Genomic DNA, 18,863 nt, shown 5'->3' with positions numbered 1-18,863 from the left:
CTAATAAAAAAGAATTAAGGGTTAAACATGAAAAAATACAACATCATTACCGCAACTTTATTTATGCTTGGGCTAACGGCATGTAGCTCAGAGCAAGCGATTAATAATACGCAAGTTACCAAGCAACTAAGCGCACCGGGGGCACCAGGTGCAGAGCCATTTTGGGCATACTCAGGTAAAACAGGAATTGGTACGTCATTTGAGCAATACCAACAGGGGGCTTATAGCGACAATGCCGCAACAGGCCCTGTATCAAAAGTATGGTTTTCGATTGCCAAAGGCATGATCACCGAAACCATGTTTGGTTTAATTCACCAAGCACAAATTAAAGACATGCAATTTATAGTGGTGGGTAAAGACTTTACAGTCACAGAAGCGGATGATTTAGACGTAAGCATTGATTACTTATACAAAGACCAAGCAGGGCGGCCATTATCGCTTGCTTACAAAGTAACAAGCAAAGATAAGCAAGGGCGCTTTAGCCTCGAAAAACACATATTCACCGATCCAGATGGGCAAACGTTATTTGTACGCAGTATTTTTAATACCGAGCTTGAAGGCGTAAAAGCCTTTGTTAATGTTAACCCATACATTGACAATAATGGCCTAGATGATTTTGCAAAAGTAACAGAGCAAGGCCTTGTTGCCTGGCAAGATGATAATTATTTATCGTTACAAAGCGCACAACCTTTTAAACAAACTAGTGTTGGTTTTACAGGTGTGAGTGATGGTTTAAGCGACCTTAAAACAACCCAGCAGCTTAGCAGTGTTTATAAAAATACCGGTGATCAATCAGGTAATGTTAGTTTATTGGCAGAGCTGGGTGAAATTGGCAAAAATAGTCAGTTTGATTTAACCCTTAGCTTTGGCAAAAGCGAGCAAGCCAGCTTTAAACAAGGCCAAGCAAGTTTAGCCCGTGGTTATCAAACGGTACTTGATAACTACAATGGTAAAGGCGATGCCATTGGTTGGCAAGATTACCTTAGCAGTTTGGCACCTCTTGCAAGCCTTGTTGATGATACTACCGACAATGGCAAGTTGTTATACACCAGTGCCATGGTGCTAAAAGCGCAAGAAGACAAAACTCATGCCGGTGCGTTAATCGCGTCGCTTTCAAACCCATGGGGCGAAACGGTGTCGGCTAAAACAGGCTCTACCGGTTATAAAGCCGTATGGGTACGTGACTTTTACCAAGTGGCGATGGCATTTATGGCCATGGGCGATACCCACACTGCAAAAACCGCATTCGAATACCTTGAAAAAGTACAAGTGAACAGTAAAACGCCGGGTAATAATGGCGATACAGGCTGGTTTTTACAAAAAACGCATGTTGATGGCGAGCTTGAGTGGGTAGGCGTGCAGCTTGATCAAACCGCGATGCCGATTATGCTAGCGTGGAAGCTTCACCAAGCAGGTGTATTAACTGATGGCGAGCTCACAGATTGGTATGGGCGTATGTTAAAGCCCGCGGCTGATTTTTTAGTGGACGGCGGCCTTGCTAAAATTTTATGGAACGACACACAAATAACACCACCGGCCACACAACAAGAGCGCTGGGAAGAGCAAGAAGGGTATTCGCCATCAACCACCGCTGCTGTTATTGCCGGTTTAATTACCGCCGCTGATATTGCAAAAATGGCAGGTGATGAGGTAAATGCTAAACGCTACCTTGCAACAGCAAAAAGTTACAACGCCGATATAGAAAGCATGATGTTTACCACCGAAGGTAATTTAGAATCAAACGCTTCAGACGGCGAGTATTTTATTCGCATTGGCCAAGACAAAGACGCCAATTCAAATACTAAAATTAACGCTAATAATGGGCGTGAAGGCTTTAATAAAAAGCAAATTCTCGATGGTGGATTTTTAGAGCTCGTTCGCTATGGCGTTCGTGATGCACTATCGCCTAGCATAGTAAAAACACTCCCAGAGTACGACGATGAAACGCTCATCGATAACCTACAAGTTAAATACAGCTTTGAGTTTACTGATGGCAGCGGCACATTTGCAGGCTACCGCCGCTATGGTAACGACGGATACGGTGAAGACGAAGTAACGGGCGCTAACTATGCGCAAGGTGGAAAAAATAGTCCAGGTCAACGTGGGCGAGTTTGGCCATTTTTTACCGGTGAACGTGGTCATTACGAAATTGCCGCCGCGAATGCCAATAATACCTTAGATGCAACTAAACAGCAGGCTATTAAAAATAGCTATGTAAAAGGGCTAGAGCAATTTGCTAACGAAGGCATGATGCTACCAGAACAAGTATGGGATGGCGTGGGCGTAAATAAAGCAGGATACACGTTAGGCGAGGGTACAAACTCGGCCACACCACTGGCGTGGACGCATGCTGAATACGTTAAGCTAGTGCGCTCACTAAGCGACAAACAAGTATGGGATCATTATCCGGTGATAACTAAAGCACTAAAATAACCACAAACTATCCGCAGTTCAGGTTAATTAACATAGCCATAGTAAAATACGGCTATGTTATTTATTACAATAATAACGAGGCTGAAATGAAAACATTTACCTTGAGCGCATTAGCATTAGCAATCATGCTAACAGGCTGCCAAAGCGCACCATCATTAAATAACAACACGAATGACACCGAAACATCGCAATTAAATACTGAGCAACACGCAACGCCTTGGTGGCAAAATGCGGTATTTTATCAAATTTGGCCACGCAGCTTTTACGACAGCGATGCTGATGGCCATGGCGATTTTAACGGTATGACCCAAAAGCTCCCGTATCTACAAGACCTCGGTGTAAATGCATTGTGGTTAACCCCGATGTTTGAAGCACCGTCGTATCATGGCTATGATTTTACTGAATTTTACCAAGTAGAAAACGACTACGGCAGCATGGCAGAGTTTGAAGCCTTTATAAAAGCCGCTGACGACAAAGGCATGAAAGTCATACTTGATTTAGTTATAAACCATATATCAAGTAATCATGAATGGTTTCAGCGTTCAGCAAAACAACAAGCCCCTTATGCAGATTACTTTATTTGGCGCGACGATATACCAAAAGCCGGAAGTGGCTGGGGCCACGCATGGAGTAATAACGACCAACCCGACGCAGTATGGCATTGGAATGAAACACGTCAGCAGTATTACTATGGTGCGTTTGGAGCAAGCCAACCTGACTTGAACTTACGCCACCCTGATGTTGTTTCCGAAATGGAAAAAATGGCTAAGTTTTGGCTTGATAAAGGCGTTGCAGGGTTTAGATTAGACGCAGTACGTTTTGCAATGGAAGGTGGCGCAGATGCGCAAGCCGATACCGACGAAACCATTGCATATTGGCAGCACTTTAATCAGTATGTAAAAAGTGTAAACCCTGAGGCATATTTGGTGGGTGAAGCTTGGGCTGACATTCCCGTTGCAGCAAAATACTTTGGCGAAGGTAAAGGGCTTGATCAAGGCTTTGATTTTGAAGTGGGCTATAAAATACTGGGCCTATTAAAACCCGATGCCAGTGGTGAAGCGCAATTTGGCACCATGCAATCTAATCAACAAGTCAGTAAAGTTGATGCAAATGTGCTCAAACAAAATTTACAGCAGCGTATTGATTCAACTGCACCACTTGATTTTTTTGCACCGTTTTTAACTAATCACGACCAAGAACGTGTGGCTTATCAACTTGCAGAGCACGACGATAAAGCAAAACTTGCCGCCGCCATGTTATTTAGCTCTCCTGGCACGCCGTATATTTATTACGGTGAAGAGATTGGCCTAACACAAGGTGGCACAGGTCATGATGTGTATAAACGCGCGCCAATGCAGTGGGATAACAGCAATGAAGCTGGCTTTACTCAAGCTCAAACAAGTTGGGTTGAGCAGGCTGAACTGTTTGGTGATAACTACACCCAGTGGTGGCCTGAATATTTAGCACAGCAAATTAATACTGCTGATCGCAATGTAAAAACTCAACAAGCACAATCTGATTCACTGTGGCGTTTATATCAGCACTTAATCGCACTAAAAAAACAGCGCCCAGAGCTTGGTATTAAAGGCAGTTATGAATTAACGCAACACAACAACGGCCTAGTTGAAATAACCCGCGAGTTAAACGGCAGTAAAAGTATGTTTGTGCTTAACTTAACCGCTAACGCACAAAGCATTAGCAGTATTAAACGCGGTGGGTTAACGCCTAACTGGCAACACGATCTCAATGGCGAGCAACTCGCTGGCTATGGTTTGTTGTTACTGAATAACACACTATAAATAAAATACACATAAAAGGGGTTAACATACGTAAGCCCCTTTTGGTAAAAGTGCTCTTATTGCATTACCCCCATGTTACAGCGCTTTTAATGAGTCATAAGTCGCTTAATTTCTTCTGGCGTCATGGCGCTTATCATGAAAATGCGAGACGAGCGCATTTCCTTCTTTAGTCTTATATTTAGTACCAAGAAAAAAATTACAGCTGGCAATGGTTAGGTTATTTGTTAAAAAGTAATTAATAAATAGATTAGCGTGACGTTCGCAGAAATATACGCGACGAGAGCGCACTATAAAATTGTTAAAACTCAAGGAGGGCGCTGTGCTATTTAAATACCTAGCTCCAGATAGAATTGATGTTTTAGATTAGAATCTTATTCGCTTTACACAGCCAGCTGACTTTAATGATCCTTTTGAGTTTAAACCTGTCATTTCAACTTTGGCTTCAAAAGAAGAAATGGACGAAGTGTTCGAAAGCAAAATCAAGAGTTTAATTAAAACTGAGTTAGAAATATCCCCTGAGTTAAGCAAATTAATTTCGCCAGCTCAGTTAGAAGCTTTAACAAGACAAAACTACGGTCAATATTGGCCGGAAATAAACAAACCGTTTTCAGCCATGGGTGGCGTAGTTGCCCAAACTTTTGATGAAAAATCAAACGAAATAATCGGAGTTCTTTCGCTAACGGAAAAAAACAGCAATTTACTTATGTGGGCGCACTATGTCCGTTCACATACAGGATTTTGCATAGGATTTGACGATAACAATCCGTTCTTCAATCAAAAACGAAGCGATAGAGATGAGCTTTATCATCTTCGAAAAGTAGAATATGCGAAAGATAGACCGACAAAACGAGTAATGGAGCTTACTGGAGTTGAACTCCTCTTAGTTAAATCTGAAGATTGGTTTTATGAGCAAGAGTGGCGTATGTGTGCTGTATAAAGCGACTCAAACAGAGTGATTAAGGTGGATATGTACCCTATACACCTTTTTAACTTTCCAAAAAGTGCGGTCAAAGAAGTCATCTTAGGGGCGCGTATGGAAAAAAAGATCAGCTGCTCAACGTTCTTAGTTCGAAATATGAAAACGTGGTGGTCAAGCAGGCAAGTATTTCACCAACAGAGTTCAAGATCGAGTTCGTTGAGTTATAACAATCCGCGTCATACTGGGCCTGCGGCCCCTGCGACTCTCATAAGTTCGCGCTCATGCGCGGGGCTTTATGTGAATTTCAGATAAAGGAGTATTTAATGAAAAACTATTAATATTAGCATTTTTTGCGATGGCATCATTACCAGTGTCAGCAAAAGAATCGAAAACAGACTTTAAGGAGCTAGGTCAAAATTATTTTGATGCGATGGTCGCTAGCCAAGCACCAAATGTAACTTCCAAAGACTTAGAAAAGTTTCTTGCTCTCCTAACCGATACTGTAGATTAATATTCGCTCATTCAAACTGCTATTCTGACAATTTAATAAAATATTTATGGATAGATTATGCGCTTTTTTACAAACAAAACAGCCACATTAAGTGTTTGCTTTTTATTGCTTGGCACGGGTTTTATGCTGATAGAAAACAGTGTGTATCAATATGTTGATCATAATGGTGTTCTACATGAAAGCTTGTTTATGCCCTTGAGCATACTGTGTTTTGCTTTGGGAGTTCTTTTTGTGGTTAGTTTGTTAGCCCGCAAAGTAATAGAGCTCTTTAAAAGCGCAAGGGCAGAGGAAAGTTAACCTCAGCGTTTATTGCTCATTATTTAAATTAGCGGGTTCTAATAAATTAAATGTTGGTAAGCGCCATTTAAAGCGTACCGATGCCATTCGAATTAAATAACCTGCCACTAAACTTGCAACCACGCTGATATTGTCATCAATGTTGTAGTGGTGCAGTGCTAAGTATAAACAAGCAACAATAAGCGCTACGCTTGCGTAAAGTTCATGATGAAGTACTAATGGCGCTTGGCGACAAATTAAATCACGCAATAATCCACCAAATACGCCGGTCACAATAGCAGCGACCACACAAATACCATAGTGCAAACCCATATTAAGCCCTACTTGGCAGCCAATAATACTAAATGCGGCAAGCCCTAAGGCATCTAAACGCATAAATATGCCTTTAAATTTAACCACCCATTTTGCTAGCCAAGTTGTAACAATACCCGCCACGCAAGTGATCAGTAAATATTCTGGGTGTTTAACCCACGTTAACGGGTAATTGCCAAGTAAAATATCGCGTACGCTGCCACCCCCAATCGCTGTGGCACTGGCTACTAGCATAACCCCAAACCAATCCATGTTTCTGCGCCCAGCGCTGAGTGCACCGGTCATGGCTTCTGCTGTAATTCCGATGATGTAAACAATAGTGAGTAGCATGAAATAGTCACTTAAACTTTTAAGAGCAAAAATTAAAGTGCGATTGTAGAGATAAAATAGTGCATTGACGAGTGAAAAATCACATTAAAAACAGCCACTTTCAGATTAAAAAAACTAATGTTATAGCAAGGTGTGAATAGGCTGTTAATCTAAAGAATACTTTTGGTTTGCTGGTAAAAACAGCAAGGACAAATGACCGCAATTAAGCCAATAAAGCCTAAATAAATATAAGGGTAAGAGGAGGGGCATTTGGCTACTTTTTAAAGGGGGGCCTCACGCAATGAGTTAACTTGAGCCGCGCGCAATTAAACGCGGTGGCAGCAGGGTGCTTTGTACTTGCTCACCACGAATTAATTTGAGTAAGTTTTCAACTAACATTTGCCCCGCTATAGTGGTGTTTTGCTCTATGGTTGTGAGCGGCGGATTAATGTAACTTGCAATAGAAATATTATCAAAGCCGATTACGGCTACATCTTTTGGCACGTTAATATTGGCTTCTTTTAGCGCGCGTATTGCGCCTATAGCAATCAGATCGCTGGCAGCAAAAAGTGCATTAAAAGTAATGTTATTAGCAATTAAAGAGCGAGTAGCATGGTAGCCAGATTCTTCGGTAGAAATTGCATTGGCAATTTTACGATCATTTAAGGGGACACCGTTCTGCTGCAGTTCGTCTTTAAAGCCATTAAAACGGGCAAAAAACTCAGGGCTGTGATCAGAGGCATCGCCAATAAATGCACAATCAGTTCGGTTATGCGCCAGTAAATGCTCAGCGGCAAGTTTACCACCGCCATAATTATCGCAACTTATAGTTAAATCAGGGCGGTTATCAACGCTTGCTCCCCAGCAAACAAATTTAGTGTTTTGTTCAAGCAAGGTATTAAATTTTGGTTGAAAATCAATGTAGTCGCCATAGCCTAATAAGATTATTCCATCTGCTCGATGGCTGTCTTCGTAGTCTGCTTGCCAATCAGCGCTAGCTGATTGAAATGAAACAAGTAGATCATAACCTTCTTTTGCGCAAGCACGGGTAATACTGCCCAGCATGGCTAAAAAAAACGGATTGATTTGTGATTCATCTGAGGTCGGGTCTTCAAACAACAGCAATGCTAGGGTACTGCTTTGTTGAGTGCGAAGGTTACTGGCGTTTTTGTCTACTTTGTAATTAAGTTTTTTAGCAATATCGTGAATACGTCTTCGAGTTTCGTCATTTACCAGTGGACTATTTCGTAGAGCACGCGAAACTGTAGATTGAGACACCCCAGCATAATGGGCTATATCAAACGAGGTGGCTTTACCTTTCATCACGATTACTTACTTAAGAGGACAATAGGGGGTTATTCTCGTTTATTAGTGATTTTTTTCAAGCTTAATTGTCAATAAAGGCATTTTTTTATTGATTTTTTCATGACACCGGTGTCACAATAAGGGCGTTTTATCATTTTGTTGTCAAAACGTATTAGCTACCTTTATTATTAAAGGTAGCATTTTTTTACAGTGATAGCTGCTTTGAGGTGATAGCTCAAAGTAAATAAGTATCAATGATACCCCATTAAAATAATAAGTACTCATTACTTAAACAAAAGAGATAACACTATGGGTTTACACTCTAGCACACACTTTGATCCTATTCTGGTTGCCGATATTGGCGGCACAAATGCTCGTTTTGCGTTGATCACTGGGTTCGACGAATCAAGTAATCAATTTACCATTGAGCATAATCATACTTTTCCCAGTGCTAACTATGGATCGCTCGAAAGTGCTACCGAGTACTACTTATCAACAGTGTCTCATATAACCCCTAAACGCGCATGCCTTGCAGTAGCAGGCCCTATAAATGCAGGGCAAGTTCATTTAACTAATTTAGGTTGGCACTTTAGCGTTAATGATTTTAAACACCACTTTGACCTTGCTCAATTAAGCGTTATAAATGACTTTGCTGCTTTTGCCTACGCAGCACCGTATTTAGACCCTTCACAAAATGTCACCGTTAAACCTGGCCAAGCCGATGGGTCTGCCAATATAGGTGTAATGGGGCCAGGCACCGGTTTTGGTGCAGCGTGCTTAGTGAGAACCGCGCATTCGTGCGCGGTGATGAGTTCAGAAGGCGGGCATATTTCGTTAGCAGCCGTTAATCAACTTGACGCTCAACTAATTCAAGAACTTAAAAAAGATCACCCTCATGTATCAGTAGAAACGGTATTTTCGGGCCCAGGTATTGCTCATTTATATAAAGCCATGGCTGCGGTTAAAGGGGTGGCAGCAAAAAATTTAGATGCCGCACAAATTAGTAGCTTAGCTAATAGCGGTGAATGCGAAGTGTGTGATGCAACGCTTAATCAATTTTGTGACTGGATTGGCAGTGTTGCAGGCGATTTAGCGTTGGCCTACGGCGCCTTAGGCGGCCTTTATATTGGCGGGGGGATTTTACCACGCATGCAGGCTCGTTTACTTGAAAGTCGTTTTATTGAGCGCTTTTCGCAAAAAGGCATTATGTCGCAGTACACAGGTCAAATTCCGGTGACGTTAGTAACACAAGACAACATCCCTTTAATTGGGGCTGCCGCGTGTTTGCATACGAGCCAACAGGTTTAATCGCTTTGCATAGGTTTGGAAATAAATAGATGAAAAAAGTCACTATAAACAGCGTTGCCAGTCATGCAGGTGTTTCTAAAAAAACCGTATCGCGAGTACTCAACAATGAGCCTAATGTCAGTGCAGCTACACGCGAAAAAGTGTTAGCCGTATTTAAAGAGCTAGATTACACCCCAAACCCAATTGCACGCGGCCTTGCACAAAATCGCAGCTTTATCATTGGTTGCATTTACGATAACCCCAGTAAAAGTTATATCACCCGTGTGCAAACAGGCGCACTGGCTGCCTGCCAAGAGAACAACTATAACTTGCTTATTCATCCTTGTGAGCTCAGGGGCGATGCACTCATTAACAATATTGAGCAGTTATTGCAGTCATCACGCCTTGACGGTTTAGTATTAACCCCGCCATTTTGTGATTTTGGCGAGTTGGTAGATTTTTTAAAGTCGAAAAAAATCCCTTATGCTCGAGTTGCTTCTGCAATTTTAGATGATGATTCTATTTCTGTGACCAGCAACGACGAGCAGGGTGCGTTTGAAATTACCGAGCATTTAATAAATCTAGGACATACGTCTATCGCGTTTATTAAAGGTCACCCAGATCACAGTGCCACTGAGCAGCGTTTTAAAGGTTACAGGCGCGCATTAACAACTCATGGCATTGAATTTAACGAACGCTTAGTTGAAGAGGGTAACTTTAGTTACCATTCAGGAGTAGACAGTGCGCGTAGTATTTTAGATTTATCACCACGTCCTACCGCTGTATTTGCATCAAACGACTACATGGCAGCGGCAGTGCTCAAATTAGCCACGCAGCGTAACTTACGTGTACCTGATGATATTTCTATCGCTGGGTTTGATAATGCACCAATAGCGCGCCACATTTGGCCTGGGCTGACCACCATAGCGCAACCTGTAGAAGAAATGACAAAACAAGCCGTTACGCAATTGATCACCCATATTATTGAGCCGCAAGAGTCGCCATATAAAGTGATTTTAGAAGCAAAATTAATCACGCGTGAGTCTACCGCAGCCGTAAAATAACACCGATTTTTCACAGTAGCCCGAGTATGAGTGACGCTTACTCGGGCTTTTTTTATCTGCATTTTTAATCTTCATTATTTTCCACTGATATTTCATTAAAAATTCACGTTTATTTATTGTACATGTTAAAAAAAAGGACTATTTTTATTACTCAGGGTTGACACCGGTGTCAGTGTCATGCGTTAATACCCTGACACCGGTGTCAGGGTTGTTGTGAGAGGCTCCCTGGTAGCGTACCTTTGAACGGGTAAGTCAAAGATGCTCAGTACAGTTATTTTCGTGGAGTCTATAATTGTTACTGAGCCTTTATCCTCTAACGAATAGAGATGAGTAAAATTATGTTGCACCCTCGAATTCAAGAAGTCACAGAACGCGTTATTGAGCGCAGTAAACAAACCCGTCAAGCCTATTTAGATCGTATTTCGCACGCAAAAAAACAAACAAGAGTTCGTGCTGGTTTAGGCTGTGGCAATATCGCCCATGTTATGGCTGCGTGCAGCAGCGACGACAAAGCGCGTTTAAAAGCAGATGAGGTTCCAAACCTTGCAATTATTAATTCATATAACGACATGTTATCTGCGCATGTGCCTTACAAAGAATACCCAGATTTAATTAAAAGCATTGCCACTAAATTTGACGCGACCGCGCAAGTTGCTGGCGGTGTTCCTGCGATGTGTGATGGCGTTACCCAAGGGCGTGACGGCATGGAACTATCGCTGTTTTCTCGTGACGTGATTGCTATGTCTACTGCGGTATCTTTATCGCATGACGTGTTTGATGGTGTGTTTTGTTTAGGAGTATGTGACAAAATTGTCCCAGGCCTATTAATTGGCGCTTTATCCTTTGGCCACTTACCTGTGTATTTCTTACCAGCAGGGCCAATGCAGTCAGGTATTCCAAATAAAGACAAAGCACGTATTCGTCAAAAGTTTGCACAAGGCTTAGTGTCTCGTGAAGAGCTATTAGAGGCAGAAAGCGCATCTTACCACAGCGCTGGTACCTGTACCTTTTATGGCACTGCAAATTCAAACCAAATGCTAATGGAAATTATGGGCTTACACCTTCCAGGTAGCTCGTTTATCAATCCATACACAGAATTGCGCGATGGCTTAACCGGTAATGCGGTTGAAACCATGCTCAAGCAGCTTACAGAAAACAAAGATGGCCCGTGTTTAGCGGATGTGATCAGCGAAAAAACCATTATTAATGGTCTCGTTGGTTTGCTATCAACTGGTGGCTCAACTAATCATGCAATCCATATTGTGGCAATTGCAAAAGCGGCTGGTATTCAGGTTACGTGGAAAGACATGTCTGATTTATCAGCAGTTGTACCACTACTGACGCGTATTTACCCTAACGGTTCAGCAGATGTGAACCATTTCCAAGCAGCCGGTGGTATGGGCTTCTTAATGCGTGAATTAGCAGGTGCTGGTTACCTACATACAGATGTGATGACTATTTTAGGCGAAGGTCTTGCACCTTACATGTGTGAGCCGCTACTCGATAAAGACGATAACTTGATTATGAGTAATGCAAATGGCCCAAGCAAAGTTAAATGGGTTGCGTGTCCTGAAAACTCACATGATGAAGAAGTTCTTCGCCCTGTGAGTAATCCATTTAGTAAGCAAGGCGGTTTACAGCTACTAACGGGTAACTTAGGTAAAGCCGTTATTAAAGTATCAGCCGTTGCAGAGTCGCATCAAGTGGTGTCTGCGCCAGCTAAAGTATTTAGCTCACAAGGTGAGTTACAAGATGCCTACAGCCGTGGTGAACTTAACCAAGATTTTATTGCAGTTCTTAAAGAGCAAGGCCCTAAAGCTAAAGGTATGCCAGAGCTTCATAAACTCACTCCGGTAATGGCAACATTGCAAGATCAGGGCTACAAAGTGGCCATTGTTACCGACGGACGTATGTCGGGTGCATCAGGTAAAGTACCTGCGGCAATTCACTTAGCACCTGAAGCGGTTGAAGGTGGCATTATAGCCAAGATACATGAAGGCGATATTGTTACTTTAGATGCGCCAAATGGTATTTTAAAACTGCATGTGAGTGATGAAGAGCTTGCTCAGCGTGAGCTACAGATTAGCCAAGCAACGCAAACATTTGGTACAGGACGTGAATTATTTACTGGATTTAGAAATATCGTAAGCAGTGCCGATTTAGGTGCAAGTGCTTTTGGACTTGAATAATAATTAGCCATCTTGGGTAATGAGGAACAAGTAATGAGTATTGAAAAAATCTTAGCATCGGCACCGGTTGTGCCAGTAGTGGTAATCGAAAAATTAGAAGATGCCGCACCACTTGCAAGAGCGTTATACAACGGTGGCTTAAAAGCACTTGAAATTACACTACGTACGCCAATTGCTGCACAAGCTGTAAAGCTAATGAAAGCTGAGGTACCAGAAGCTTATGTAGGTACTGGCACTGTGGTTGATAAAGCAAGCTTTAACGCCTCAGTAGAAGCGGGCGCTGACTTTATGGTTAGCCCTGGTGTAAGTGATGAACTGTTAGCATTGGCACAAGAGTCGAGTATCCCTTTTTTACCAGGTGCAGCTACCCCAAGCGAAGTGATGAACTTGGCAGCGTATGGCTTTAAATTTTTAAAGTTTTTCCCTGCAGAAGCCGCAGGCGGTACTGCAATGATTAAGTCGATTGGCGGCCCATTACCTGATATTACTTTTTGTCCAACCGGTGGCATTAGTTTAGCTACTGCGCCTGATTACTTAGCACTTAACAATGTTATTTGCGTAGGTGGTACCTGGATGTTAGATAAACAACTTATTGAAAATAAAGACTGGCAAGCTATTGAAACGCTTGCTCGCCAAGCATGTGAAGTTAATAGGAGTCAAAAATGATTAATGTAGCAATTAATGGCTACGGCCGTATCGGTCGTAATGTATTGCGTGCACTGTATGAGTCAGCGCAAAATAATGAAATTAAAATTGTAGCTATTAACGATTTAGCGCCAGCCAATGTAAATGCTCATCTGACTCAGTTTGACTCAGTACATGGTCGTTTTTCACAGCAAGTAACACTTAAAGATAATACTATGCTAATTGGCGATGATGTGATCACGCTAACGCAAGAGCGTGACCCTGCTAATTTACCGTGGAAAGCTCTAAACGTCGATATCGTACTTGAATGTACGGGGTTATTTACTTCTCGCGAAGCAGCTAATAAGCATATTGAAGCGGGCGCGAAAAAAGTAGTGGTATCGGCTCCTGGTACTGATATGGATGCAACGGTAGTACACGGTGTAAATAGCGATGTAATTAATGCCGATAGCAACATTATTTCTAATGCTTCATGTACAACCAATTGTTTAGCGCCTGTTGCTAAAGCGATTAACGATACAGTAGGAATTGAACAAGGTAGCATGACCACCATTCATGCTTACACTAACGACCAAAATTTATCTGATGTATACCACCCAGATTTATACCGTGCGCGTAGTGCAACTCAATCTATGATCCCAACTAAAACGGGCGCAGCGAAAGCAGTTGGTTTAGTACTGCCTGAACTTGCAGGTAAATTAGATGGCATGGCGGTTCGTGTACCAACCATCAATGTCTCGTTAGTTGATTTAACCTTTATTGCTAAGCGCGATACAAGCATTGAAGAAATTAACCAAGTGGTTAAAGACGCTGCGTTTGGCTCTATGAAAGGTATTTTAGAGTACAACGAGCTACCGCTTGTTTCTATCGACTTTAACCATAACCCAGCATCATCTATTTTTGATGCAACGCAAACGCGTGCTGATGGTAAATTAGTTAAAGTAATGGCGTGGTACGACAACGAATGGGGTTTCTCAAACCGCATGTTAGATCAAGTTAAAGCGCTGGGTGCTTATTTATAATTTTTCCGTGTAGTTAAATTTTACTTTATCCAGCCAAGCCACGCACTGCGTGGCTTTTTTTATTTATAATACCAATCCGCAATAATACTTAATCATTTTGCGGGGCTAAACGTGTCGCTACCTGTGTTAAAAAATTCTCATTTACGACTGCATGGATGCAGAAGGTAGAGCAATGCAGGAGCAATTGCCGAGAACAACTAAATAGCGAATTTTTTTCCTAGCTATCAACTCGTTTTTCCAGCCTCAAAATAGACCGCTTAATTAAGCGAATTGGTATAACAAATGATTTTAGCTTGGGATCATAAACAACCCGCCAGATATTCAAACGAAGGGCGTTTTGTACTATTTTCATTCATGCATTGCTTTGCAATATGTTGTAGGTGGATCACCTCTTCGCTTTGTTCGTTACAGGTAGAGAGTAAATCATCAATTAAACAGCCTATAGCACGGACTTCTATGCGTTGCATTTGTTGCTGTTGGTAGTTACTGAGCGTGACTAAGTTTGTCGCCGCACCAAAATCACCAAACACTATTTCATCATTTTCATTGATCATAATGTTATGCGCATAAATATCGCCATGGCTAAGTGTATGCTGGTGTAGGTGAGCAACAGTACTGACGAGCTGCTTAGCAATAGCATAAATTGTTGCCGTGCTGTAATGGCAATCATCTTTGAAGGTGTCTCGTGTGCAGGTTTCTAAACTAGGAGGCAGCCCTAAGTTAACGTAGCTAGGGTCAATAAGCTCCATAGCTAACCCAAGTTGCTCATTGTGTTCAATATAAGCAAGCACTTTAATTAAGTTTGGGTGTAACTGTGCTTGTAAGCAACAGTTAACTTCGTCTAATGGATAACCATCACTGGTTATAGCGCCTTTAAACAGTTTTACGGCAATCGTGCTATTTTGCCATTGGGCACTATGAATAATACCCGATGCACCTTGGCCAATAACTTTATCCAGTTCAATCTCAGTTAATGGTGTACGCGGGAATAACTCATGGTTAAGTTGTTGTGAGCGATTGAACTCATTCCCTGCAAACGCTAACCAAGTCAGTTTAGGGAGTTCAAATAGCCAGTCATCAAGTTGGGTTAGTGTATTAGCACTTAAACGCACCAGCTCTAGTGCTGTACAGTTTTGCATAGTCACGGGTAAATGGGTGAGTTGGTTTCCTGCCAGCGCTAGCTTTTTAAGTTTGGTTAGTTCACCCATAGAGTCAGGTAATTGAGTAAGCTGATTGTCAGTTAATATTAACCACTGAGTGCTTTGTGGCAGACTATGCTCACTAAATTCAGTAATTTGATTCCCTTTAAAGGCTATCATTATTAATTCAGGGCATTGACTTAATACACGAGGAATATGCTGAAATTGGTTAAATGATAAAAATAACCGTTTTAACTTTGTAAGTTTAGCAAAGTTAGCGGGTAAATCGCTTAATTGATTGTTTGATAAGTCCAGCACTTCAAGGGTATCGGCAAGAGTGAAAATTTCTTCTGGAAAGTCAGTGAGGTTTTCAGCCAATTGTAAGTGACTAACACCAGTTAAGGCACCGGTACGTAGCTTTGTCAGGGTATTCAAAATTAACTAATCCATTTTACATAAAACAAAAAGGCCAACTAAGTTGGCCTTTAAACATTTATTATCAAAAGTTCAGGTTATTTGCTTAACGATTAAAATTGAGCATTATGGTAAACGTTTTGTACGTCATCACAATCTTCAAGCATGGCTAAAAAGCGCTCCATAACTTCAACGTCTTCGCCTTCAATAGGGGCTTCAACTTGAGGTACAAAGGCAATTAAGTCTTCATCAAATTCTGTAACACCCATTTCTTCAAGTGCTGTGCGGGTATTGTTGTATTCAGTGTGCGGTGCAAATACGGTCACTTTGCCGTCTTCTACTTCAACGTCGGTAACATCAACATCTGCCATCATCAGTGCTTCAAGTACGGTTTCATCGTCGTCACCGTCAAACACAAAAATAGCAAGGTGATCAAACAAGTGTGAAACTGAGTTTTGTGCGCCAATTTTAGCGTTTGCTTTGGTAAAACATACACGTACATCAGCAAAAGTACGTTTGTTGTTGTCGGTTAAACAGTCAACAATAATCATACAGTTACCTGGCCCGTAGCCTTCGTAACGCGTGGCAGCATAGTCTTCACCGCCGCCACCTTTGGCTTTATCAATAGCACGTTCAATTACGTGAGCCGGTACTTGGTCTTTTTTAGCGCGTTCAATTAAACGACGCAGTGCTAAGTTTCCATCTGGATCAACACCGCCGTTTTTTGCACAAATATAAATTTCTTTACCGTATTTTGAATAAACTTTAGTTTTAGCACCCGCAGTTTTAGCCATTGAATCTTTTTTGTTTTGGTAAGCTCTTCCCATCTGCGTTTCGCCTTAATATGTATAAATAATTGAAAAAATTTGCAAGCCCGTATTCTAAAGGTAAATGCCGGGCAGGGCTAGTAAGTATTGAGATTGATCAGAAGCCAAAAATAAAACAACCCGCCAAAGCGGGTTGTTTATTCGTAACAAATGATGAACGTTTGTCAGGGTATTACCAAATACGAACGCGTTCGTCTTCTGGTAGGTATAATTCATCACCTGGTTTTACATCAAATGCTTTATACCAAGCGTCATGGTTACGAGGCGCTTGTGCTCTAAAGCGACCTGGTGCGTGCGTACCACCACGTAATTGGTTTAACATGCTTTGTTCAGTACGTTTTTCTTTCCATACTTGTGCCCATGCTAAGAAGAAACGTTGATCGCCGGTTACGCCGTCAATTACCGGTGCTTCTTTACCGTTTAAGCTTAGTTTATAAGCATGATAAGCCATGGCTAAACCACCCACATCACCAATATTTTCACCTAAACTGTTGCGGCCATTTACAAAGTTACCTGGAATTGGTTCGTATTTGCTGTACTGGGCTGCAAGTTTGTCGGCTTTAGCATCAAAAGCAGCACGATCTTCATCAGTCCACCAGTTACGTTGTATGCCGTTAGCGTCAGACTTTGAGCCTTGATCATCAAAACCATGACCCATTTCGTGGCCAATCACAGCACCAATACCACCGTAGTTTACCGCTGGATCTGCATTTGGATCGAAAAACGGTGGTTGTAATATAGCGGCAGGGAATACAATTTCGTTAAACGAACTATTGTAATAAGCATTTACACGTTGTGGTGTCATGCCCCAACGATTACGATCGGTCTTTTTCAGCTCTTTTTCTACACTTTCAGCTTGGAAAAACTCACGCATATTTTTTACATTAGCCATTAAGTCATTGTTGCTAATGCTTAAGCCTTCATACGATTGCCATTCATCTGGGTAACCAATTTTTGGCACAAACGCTGCTAATTTTGCACGCGCATTTACTTTTGTTTCTGCGCCCATCCAATCTAAGTTATCAATACGCTCACCAAGTGCTGTGCGTAAGTTTTCAACAAGCTCAGACATTTGTTGCTTAGATGACTCAGGGAAATAACGATCTACGTAAATTTTACCAATTGCAAAGCCCAATGAGCTGGTGCCAGACATTTGGCTGATAGCGCGTTTCCAGCGTGGACGTGGCTCTTGCTGACCATTTAACTCTTTTCCATAAAAGGCAAAGCTAGTGTTAAATATTTTTTCAGATAATAGTCGTGAGTTACCATTAATCGCATGATATGTAAGGTAGTCTTTCCATACGCTTAAATCTTCGTTATTGATTAAGTCAATCATGGCTTTAACAGGTTCAGGCTGCGATACGTTTAATTGTGGTACTTTATAACCTGTTTGTGCAAAGTATAAATCCCAGTTAAATCCTGGGTATTGCGCACTTAACTCATCACGTTTTACTTGGTTTAGGGTTAAATCACGATTACGGCGTTTTTCACGTGGCCAATGACCTTCTGCAATTTTGGTTTCAAGCGCTAAAATCGCTTGTGCACGCTCTGTGGTATTATCAACCTTTGCAAATTTAAGCATATCGGCAATATGTGCAACATACGCTTCACGGGTTTTTACAAAACGTTCTGCATCTTCAAGGTAGTAAGAACGATCAGGTAAACCTAAGCCACCTGCACCTAATGACATTTCGTATTTATTGGGATCTAAACGGTTAAACCACATACCGCCACCAAGTGGTGCACTTAAACCCGTAAGCCAAGATTGGCCAAATACTTTTGCCAAATCATCAGTAGAGGCAACCGAATTGATGTCGTTAAGCAACGGCTTAATTGGCGTGATACCAAGTTTGTTAAGCGTCTCAGTATCCATGTACGAGTTATAAAAGTCAGCGACCAGTTGCTCTTCGGCGTTTAAGTTTTCACGTGCTGCAATTTCTTCAATAATTTCTTTAACGCGATCTTCACTGCGCTCAGCTAGCGCAGAGAATGCACCATAGCGGGTTTTATCTGCTGGCATTTCATAGTTGTCGTACCATGAACCACTGGCGTACATGAAGAAATCGTCGCCTGGTTTTACAGCTTCGTTACGCGCAGTTAAATCAACCCCAAACGTGCCTAATTCGGCTTGCTCTGTTACTTGTGGTTTTTCTGCAACTGCTGCTACTTGCTCAGTTTTTGTTGTTTGTGGCTCAGAACAGCCAGTAATAAATGTGGCAGCGAGCGCCGCTGCAATTAAACTCTTTTTCATTATTTTCCCCTATGAATTCACGTTATTTAATTCGTTATATTTTTGTTATAAAAATAGCTACTTGATTGTATTGATAACTTCACTGCAAACAAACCTTTTGAGGTGAATAACCGTACCGGTCGATAAGATGAATGAAATAC

At 41.7% G+C, this 18,863-nt stretch carries 15 protein-coding genes; 10 read left to right on the top strand and 5 right to left on the bottom strand.

The window, feature by feature from the left end; translation table 11 throughout:
• Window positions 1-27: 27 nt before the first annotated feature.
• The 5 genes from P20311_RS05505 to P20311_RS05490 all read left to right on the top strand — a co-directional run bounded on the left by P20311_RS05505 (window position 28) and on the right by P20311_RS05490 (window position 5,959).
• A complete protein-coding gene (locus tag P20311_RS05505) occupies window positions 28-2,433 on the top strand; it encodes a glycoside hydrolase family 15 protein (protein ID WP_008110561.1) in 2,406 nt (801 codons plus the stop codon).
• A gap of 86 nt (window positions 2,434-2,519) precedes the next feature.
• Window positions 2,520-4,232, top strand: coding sequence for an alpha-amylase family glycosyl hydrolase (locus P20311_RS05500; RefSeq protein WP_008110559.1), 1,713 nt, complete (start codon window positions 2,520-2,522; stop codon window positions 4,230-4,232).
• A gap of 454 nt (window positions 4,233-4,686) precedes the next feature.
• Complete coding sequence (locus tag P20311_RS05495; protein WP_008110556.1) at window positions 4,687-5,169, top strand: DUF2971 domain-containing protein; 483 nt, start codon at window positions 4,687-4,689, stop codon at window positions 5,167-5,169.
• Between the two features lie 352 nt (window positions 5,170-5,521).
• The gene (locus P20311_RS19090; RefSeq protein ID WP_162470240.1) at window positions 5,522-5,662 is read left to right on the top strand and encodes a hypothetical protein; all 141 of its coding nucleotides are present in this window, start codon (window positions 5,522-5,524) and stop codon (window positions 5,660-5,662) included.
• Between the two features lie 57 nt (window positions 5,663-5,719).
• Complete coding sequence (locus P20311_RS05490; protein ID WP_008110554.1) at window positions 5,720-5,959, top strand: DUF3955 domain-containing protein; 240 nt, start codon at window positions 5,720-5,722, stop codon at window positions 5,957-5,959.
• A 9-nt stretch (window positions 5,960-5,968) separates the two neighbouring features.
• On the opposite strand, the gene P20311_RS05485 is transcribed toward P20311_RS05490, so the two are convergent.
• Window positions 5,969-6,601: a trimeric intracellular cation channel family protein gene (locus P20311_RS05485; RefSeq protein ID WP_008110553.1), complete on the bottom strand. Its 633-nt coding sequence runs from the start codon at window positions 6,599-6,601 to the stop codon at window positions 5,969-5,971.
• A 285-nt stretch (window positions 6,602-6,886) separates the two neighbouring features.
• A complete protein-coding gene (locus P20311_RS05480) occupies window positions 6,887-7,903 on the bottom strand; it encodes a LacI family DNA-binding transcriptional regulator (RefSeq protein ID WP_008110552.1) in 1,017 nt (338 codons plus the stop codon).
• 291 nt (window positions 7,904-8,194) lie between these two features.
• Between P20311_RS05480 and glk the strand changes: the two genes are divergently transcribed.
• From glk to gap, 5 genes are all read left to right on the top strand, one after another.
• On the top strand, window positions 8,195-9,193 hold the full coding sequence (glk, locus tag P20311_RS05475; RefSeq protein WP_008110550.1) for a glucokinase: 999 nt from the start codon (window positions 8,195-8,197) through the stop codon (window positions 9,191-9,193).
• Between the two features lie 29 nt (window positions 9,194-9,222).
• Window positions 9,223-10,236 carry a LacI family DNA-binding transcriptional regulator gene (locus tag P20311_RS05470; RefSeq protein WP_008110549.1) on the top strand — a complete coding sequence of 338 codons (1,014 nt, stop codon included), beginning with the start codon at window positions 9,223-9,225 and terminating at the stop codon, window positions 10,234-10,236.
• A 338-nt stretch (window positions 10,237-10,574) separates the two neighbouring features.
• Window positions 10,575-12,425 carry a phosphogluconate dehydratase gene (gene edd / locus P20311_RS05465; protein WP_008110548.1) on the top strand — a complete coding sequence of 617 codons (1,851 nt, stop codon included), beginning with the start codon at window positions 10,575-10,577 and terminating at the stop codon, window positions 12,423-12,425.
• A 33-nt stretch (window positions 12,426-12,458) separates the two neighbouring features.
• Entirely contained in the window at window positions 12,459-13,091 is a 633-nt protein-coding gene (locus P20311_RS05460; RefSeq protein ID WP_008110547.1) for a bifunctional 4-hydroxy-2-oxoglutarate aldolase/2-dehydro-3-deoxy-phosphogluconate aldolase, read from the top strand.
• Entirely contained in the window at window positions 13,088-14,092 is a 1,005-nt protein-coding gene (gene gap, locus P20311_RS05455) for a type I glyceraldehyde-3-phosphate dehydrogenase (protein WP_008110546.1), read from the top strand. Before P20311_RS05460 ends, gap begins: the two co-directional genes overlap by 4 nt.
• 299 nt (window positions 14,093-14,391) lie before the next feature.
• Here gap and P20311_RS05450 read toward each other — a convergent pair whose 3' ends face one another.
• The 3 genes from P20311_RS05450 to P20311_RS05440 form a co-directional block, all read right to left on the bottom strand.
• On the bottom strand, window positions 14,392-15,666 hold the full coding sequence (locus tag P20311_RS05450) for a leucine-rich repeat-containing protein kinase family protein (RefSeq protein ID WP_008110545.1): 1,275 nt from the start codon (window positions 15,664-15,666) through the stop codon (window positions 14,392-14,394).
• A 92-nt stretch (window positions 15,667-15,758) separates the two neighbouring features.
• A complete protein-coding gene (locus tag P20311_RS05445; RefSeq protein ID WP_008110544.1) occupies window positions 15,759-16,472 on the bottom strand; it encodes a YebC/PmpR family DNA-binding transcriptional regulator in 714 nt (237 codons plus the stop codon).
• A 172-nt stretch (window positions 16,473-16,644) separates the two neighbouring features.
• Window positions 16,645-18,723 (bottom strand): M13 family metallopeptidase, encoded by a 2,079-nt coding sequence (locus P20311_RS05440; RefSeq protein WP_008110542.1) that lies wholly within the window; start codon window positions 18,721-18,723, stop codon window positions 16,645-16,647.
• Window positions 18,724-18,863: the final 140 nt, after the last annotated feature.

The organism is Pseudoalteromonas sp. BSi20311, from assembly GCF_000239875.1.
In the GTDB taxonomy this organism is placed as follows: domain Bacteria; phylum Pseudomonadota; class Gammaproteobacteria; order Enterobacterales; family Alteromonadaceae; genus Pseudoalteromonas.
This window is presented reverse-complemented; position numbering and strand designations above follow the sequence as displayed.